General features: G+C 62.0%; 9 protein-coding genes. 5 read left to right on the top strand and 4 right to left on the bottom strand.

Annotated features, from left to right (window positions below; translation table 11 throughout):
- Positions 1-493: 493 nt before the first annotated feature.
- Entirely contained in the window at positions 494-1,027 is a 534-nt protein-coding gene (locus ASF28_RS21765; protein WP_082476482.1) for a MucR family transcriptional regulator, read from the bottom strand.
- Positions 1,028-1,443: 416 nt separating this feature from the next.
- Here ASF28_RS21765 and ASF28_RS21770 point away from each other — a divergent pair, with 416 nt between their 5' ends.
- The 5 genes from ASF28_RS21770 to ASF28_RS11065 all read left to right on the top strand — a co-directional run bounded on the left by ASF28_RS21770 (position 1,444) and on the right by ASF28_RS11065 (position 3,811).
- On the top strand, positions 1,444-1,704 hold the full coding sequence (locus tag ASF28_RS21770) for a hypothetical protein (protein ID WP_082476484.1): 261 nt from the start codon (positions 1,444-1,446) through the stop codon (positions 1,702-1,704).
- Positions 1,705-2,054: 350 nt separating this feature from the next.
- Complete coding sequence (locus tag ASF28_RS11060; RefSeq protein WP_056092090.1) at positions 2,055-2,273, top strand: hypothetical protein; 219 nt, start codon at positions 2,055-2,057, stop codon at positions 2,271-2,273.
- 297 nt (positions 2,274-2,570) lie between these two features.
- On the top strand, positions 2,571-2,978 hold the full coding sequence (locus ASF28_RS22485) for a hypothetical protein (protein ID WP_157085556.1): 408 nt from the start codon (positions 2,571-2,573) through the stop codon (positions 2,976-2,978).
- A 113-nt stretch (positions 2,979-3,091) separates the two neighbouring features.
- Complete coding sequence (locus ASF28_RS23585) at positions 3,092-3,217, top strand: hypothetical protein (RefSeq protein ID WP_274533120.1); 126 nt, start codon at positions 3,092-3,094, stop codon at positions 3,215-3,217.
- Between the two features lie 303 nt (positions 3,218-3,520).
- The gene (locus ASF28_RS11065; RefSeq protein ID WP_157085558.1) at positions 3,521-3,811 is read left to right on the top strand and encodes a hypothetical protein; all 291 of its coding nucleotides are present in this window, start codon (positions 3,521-3,523) and stop codon (positions 3,809-3,811) included.
- Between the two features lie 108 nt (positions 3,812-3,919).
- Here the strand turns inward: ASF28_RS11065 and ASF28_RS23325 are convergent, their stop codons facing one another.
- The 3 genes from ASF28_RS23325 to ASF28_RS11080 form a co-directional block, all read right to left on the bottom strand.
- Positions 3,920-4,354 (bottom strand): hypothetical protein, encoded by a 435-nt coding sequence (locus ASF28_RS23325; protein WP_056092094.1) that lies wholly within the window; start codon positions 4,352-4,354, stop codon positions 3,920-3,922.
- A 142-nt stretch (positions 4,355-4,496) separates the two neighbouring features.
- Positions 4,497-4,763, bottom strand: a complete 267-nt coding sequence (locus ASF28_RS11075; RefSeq protein WP_157085560.1) for a hypothetical protein — start codon at positions 4,761-4,763, stop codon at positions 4,497-4,499.
- A gap of 95 nt (positions 4,764-4,858) precedes the next feature.
- On the bottom strand, positions 4,859-5,551 hold a 693-nt coding region (locus tag ASF28_RS11080; RefSeq protein ID WP_274533121.1), incomplete at its 5' end, for a CsgG/HfaB family protein.

Here is a 5,551-nt window from a genome sequence, read left to right on the forward strand (position 1 = left end):
ACCGGCACGAACACCGGCGGGGCGGCGCGGCGCGGAAGGTCGGCGGCCGAGGCGGCGCCCACGAGGAGGGCGGCTGCGGTGCTGGCGAGGAAGAGCGTCTTGAACATGGGGCGGCTGCCGAAAATCAGAGGCGCACTCTCGGTGCGGTGTGATTGAGACTTAGCAACCTCTGGCCCGCCGCTTCTAGTGCATTTCGGCCACACCGAGAATAGATCGAAAGCGGCACGAGTATCAAAAGGAGTTTACTTGGTGTTTACTTATGAATTTGGAACGGGCGACATAACGAGCAACCCTACGGTTGGTTCCAAAAAAACAGCCCGCTTGCTCAGATGCCGCGGGCTGTCAGTTTCAGTGTGAGGTGCCCGAGGACCAGCAAGGGCAATCTCCCTGCAAAGAGCGTCTCTATGCTAATTCCGCAAGGTGAAAGAAGCGGCAGTCGATGGGTTCAATACGCGGAAGTTGTGGACGCCTGAGGTGACTGACCACATCAGCGTCAAGCGGCGGCAGCCTTGCGCGGGCGTCCTGCACGCTTTGGCTTTACGTCGGTTGAAGCCTTGGAAACCGTCTTGTCGGGTTGAGCGGCCCTGGCCTCAGTCGCTTTGCCCGAACCCTTCCGCTGCTGCCCAAGTCCAAAAGAGTGAGCGATAGCGGACCGCGCCGCCGAGTAGCTTGGAGCGACCATGGGGTAGTCGGCTGGAAGGCCGTATTTCGCGCGATAACCCTCAGGGGTTAGGCCACGCAAGGTGAGATGCCGACGCATGGTTTTGTAGGACTTGCCGTCCTCGAAGCTGATGAGGCCATCCGGCGTGATCGACTTTTTGATCTGCGCCGGGGTGGCCTTCGCAATGTTATCTTCTTCCGGAGCGGCAGAGCCACCCTTAGCAAGGCCCTTAATGGCTGCGTACACACCAGCCAGTAGCATGCCAATATCGGTCGGGGGTAAGGAGTTGTTAGATACGTAGGCCGCAACGATGTCGGCGCTCAGCTCAAGAAAGTCGGCTTGTTGAATCGATTCGATGTCAGTCATTGATTTATTTCCGTATTACGCTGCGTTGTTTTTCTAAGGCGCAACAGGACGGAAAAATCAATCACACTTGGCCGAAAACAAACAAATGTGATGAATAATTTCCATTTGCTGGCTCACATTGGCGGCCCTGAATGGCCCTGTGGCAAGGACCGCATGCGCTGTGCAACTTTCGGTATGGATCGATTATGAGAGCTTACTTTTCGCAGCGGCCGGTTTGGGCGAGCTGAGGGGCGCTTGAGAAACGCGCTCTACCCATCACCGTGCTGATGGTGCGCACGACGCCCCTCCCGCTTAATCCGCGACTGCGCGTGTGCGTTGGCACGTCCAGAATGGAAAAGGCTCCCCATATTAGTTTCAGACAGGGAGAAACAGACCTGATCCCAGGTCAGTCCTGTGAAGGAGCTTAGAGACTAGCCATGAAGACCCGTATCGCCACCGCCACCGCAGCTTTTATCCTTGGCGTTGCTTCGATCTCGTCCGCCATGGCCGCTGAGCGTCCGTCGTCCCGCTATACCTCGTTCGGGTCTCAGGTTGAGACCACTGGTTCAGTTTACGCTGCGCCGGAGGCCCGGTCGCCGTTCAATTGTCCGATGAGCTCTGCAGCTGAGGGCAACGCCAACCAGCAGGCCTTCCCGGTTCAGCAGTACGGCCAGACCTCGGGTGGCAACCGCTGCTGAGAACCGTGAGGAAGGGTTTCTCGATGGCGTTAACAGGGTTCTCGTATCTCATGGCCGGTGTCTTCGTGGCCGGCCTGATCTACACTGTCGTCGGCGCGGCGCAGGCGATGATGGGCCTGTAAAGCCGCAGCCACATCAACATTCCAGACGACATAACGGCGGGGCGAAAGCCTCGCCAATTTTCGTCTCGGCCGAGGGGCACGGTGATCTCACACCCTGGTTACGAGGCCGAATGCATTGACCGTATCGATACCAACTATCGACCGTATCTGTTTGAATGATGGTGCAGTGCGAAGCATATTCCTCTCATCAAACGGGGCAGGCCCCGGCCCATCAGAGGAATCGACACCATGACCGTCCGTACTTTCGTCCTTGCCGCCCTGGCATTCGGCACCCTGGTGGGTACCGCAATCGCTGATGAGCGCATCACCGTCACGCCGACGCTCTATCGTGAGCAGGCCCGCGTCACCGCTGCGGTGCGTCCGGCTTCCGAATTGACGACCACGCCCTCGTTGACCCCGCGGGCGCCTACGGCCCGGCGCGTCGTTGCTGACGCCTCGGCTCGCTAGGTCGGCCTGACCCCCCTCGAGATTGGGGTGATCCAGTCACAGCGTAGCGGCAGGGTGAAAGCCCTGCCGCTTTCGCGTTGAGGCCGGCGCTCACGAACCAGGCCAGCCCTGGGAGTTGAATGATCGCTCACTGGCGAACGCTAGATCGCTGTTTCCAGTGCCCAGCGTTGAGGGCATCTTGCCAACGGGAGTCAACTTGTCGCACCGAGGGTGCATAGGCGCGCCTCAGCAATAGCTACCAATCTCTCCAATTAATGTTAAGTCTACATTCGGTAGAAACTGGATGAGATATAGCAAATGTACGGGAATACTGCATACGATGAGAACAAATTGGAACCGGAAATTCTTTTAGATAAGGTTATTGCCCTAAAAAACGCTTGGCAGGAACATGAACTGAAACACAGAAGAATACCGGATATGGAGGGAGAGCAATCAGACGAAGAAGGCGGAATGCTTTCGGATTATGCTGAGAGGCTTGCTTCTAGTATTGTGAAATACATCACACAAGATGACCGGGGCTTAGACACAAAGCTCCGCTGTATCGTCCTGCTGAACTCAATGCATCAAACCCCCTTTCAAGATCTCATTGATGAGTGCGATCAGATGCACGGAAAAATCGCGTGGAGCATAGTCCGCGATCTTGCCAATGCCCGACTGAACCTCGCCGACAGCGGATTGCCGCCCGGGTTCACAGGAACGCCGTGAGCTGGATCACGCCCCGCGCCCCGGCGCCGCAGCTCCCGCGGTGGCGCCGCTCGCCCGGCTGACCTAAACCACCGGCGACCAACCACGGCCAGCGCTCCAACGATTTCCTGGCCGTGGTGACAAAGAACGTTGAGCTGCGCCAACAGCTCGCTGACGTGCAGGATCAGTGCGTTGAGCTTGCCGTCGACGGCGGCGAGTTGCACGCCGAGATCGAGGCGTTGCGGGCTCGGCTCGCCTAGGCCGAACGGGATCGCGACGCCTGGCAGGCTGAGGCCGAGCGGGTCCGGCGTACGGGCTGATCCGGGGGATAAGCGTCCCGAGGACCCCTCGGCCCCCACGTGAGCCCTTGGCCGGCGCCGGGGCGGCGGGGTAGTTGGATGACGCGCGTCGCAGTTGCCGGCCTCCGGGCCCCGCACACGTCGCGACCCGCTGCTGGGACTTTGGCGAGCTACCGGAGCAGCGGAAGGGGCTGGGGACGCCTTCGGGGCGTCCCCGCCTAACTCATGCTGTACGGTGGGCTCAGGAACCGGAGCGACCCCACGATGACAGCGCGGACGAAAACGGCCAGGAACGAGATCAGGAAGATCGACGCGGCCTACAATAACAGCGTGGCAGTCGGTCTAACCATCGCAGGCTATTGGACGCCGGCCGTCGTGTTCTCTCTCAACTCCTATGGGATCGTCCACAAATACAATTCCGGTGGACTTGCCTCGCTGGACCCGTCTGAGACTTACACCGTCATCGCCGTTCTCTGCATAACTGTGATTTCACTCCTATCCGCTCAGAGCTTCCGACATAGGGCAGCCCGGAACCTGTTCGAGATGGAGGACTGAGGCCGACCATCTGTCAACGAATGACAGATAGCCGCCCTTACTTCCAACGGTTGGAAGTGAGCCCGAGCCCCGCACTTATCAGCACCGGCACGGCAACGTCGTCGTGCTCTAGGGTCGTCCGTAGGCGCCGAGGAACAGATCCCCGAGGGCTCGCCGCCTGTGAAGGGTCGCGTGCCGCCTGCGGCGGTGCTCAGGCCCGTCGTGGAGGATATGGCAGCGCTGGCACCATGCCGCGAAGTTGCCTGGGCCGTTCTCGGACGTGTCGTGGTTCCGGTGCCCCGTCGCCAGGTACACCCGGGTCCGGCGGACGACCGCGGCCACCTCGCTTGCCGCCGGCTGTGCCTTGAGGGGCCGGCCAGCGCCATCGCGCCACCGCCCAGCCGCCGCGTCCCACCACCGGCCGTCGCCCAGGTGTAGGGCGAGCTTGCCGTGTGGTCGGCCACACTGCTCGCACGCCCCCTTGGCGCGCGCGAAGCGGATCATCGCGGAGAGCTGCGGCCAGTCGATCGGGTAGAAGAAGCGGTGCTCACGCCGGATTGGCATCGGGAACGTCCGTGTTCGATCCATTCGGACGGCTGTCTATGTAAAGTCATGGCTTTTAGTTGCCTACGCTTCAACGGCCTTGTGTCGACTCCACTTAATTCTGTGCGGGGCTCATATCTCAAACAATCATGTCCGTCTCAGATCAGCGCAACACATAGAGGCAGCGATACGCGCTGCCGATGGCGCTGGCGCCGCCCCAGCCCGCGGAGGGATTGGTGAGGTAGAGGTGCGTTCCGCCGAGGGCGGCCGTACGCCGGCGAAGGGCATCCTGGAAATCCTTGTATCCCAAATCCAGCCGGTAGCCCGGCGTGAAGGGGGGGGCGCCGACGGGAGCGACGAACGCACAGGCTGCGACCGCAGCGAGATCCGTCACGATGGCCACCGGCGGGGCCTGGTTCTGGCCGGACACGCAGCCTCCCAGGACGAGACCGAGGCAGGCAGGGGCCAGTCGGCTCAGGCGGCGATGGGTGGGCTGAGTGGCGAGCATGGTGCGGCGCACGGGGTCTAGCGGAGGGGCGTGTCGCCAGCGCGGGGCGGCGCATCGGACGGGGGAGCGGAGGCCACGACGGGGGCGACGGACCCGGCGGCGGTCGCCGGGGAGGACGGCAATTCGAGATGCGTGTACTGGGTCGGCGGGGCCAGTTCGGCCTTCGCGCCCACCACGGGGGCGCCCCGATAGCGGTCGATCAGGCTGGTGGAGCTGGCGCTGTTCTTGAACTTCCACAGCTTGCGCTCGGCGCCCTCGATGACCAGCGAGTAGACGGCGAGTTCGATCGCCTCGCGGACGGCGAGCTGCGTCGGCTCGTTGCGCGAGAAGCCCGTCTCGCCTTCGAGGATGCGGTCGAGGGCCACGAACTTGTAGATGTTGCCCGACAGCAGGACCGAGTAGATCGTCTTCGTCGTGGTGACGCTGAGCAGAACCTGCCCGCTCTGGACCGAGACCACGCGCATGGCCACGGTGACCATGTCGCGGCGGTACTTGGTGTCGAGGCCGATGCCGAGGTAGCGCGCGCCCAGCCCCCCCGTCACGGTGTTAGCGTCGTAGGCCAGGATGCCGCCCTCGACGATGAGGCCGGCAAAGCGCAGGGGCGGCAGCGACTTGGCGTTGGTGCCCTCGAACTCCGTTCGCGTGGCGCGGATGAGCTGGCGCTCCTGAAGCAGCGACTGCAGGCCGCCGCGCTCGACCACGTTGAACCA

Source organism: Methylobacterium sp. Leaf99, from assembly GCF_001422375.1.
Lineage (GTDB): Bacteria > Pseudomonadota > Alphaproteobacteria > Rhizobiales > Beijerinckiaceae > Methylobacterium.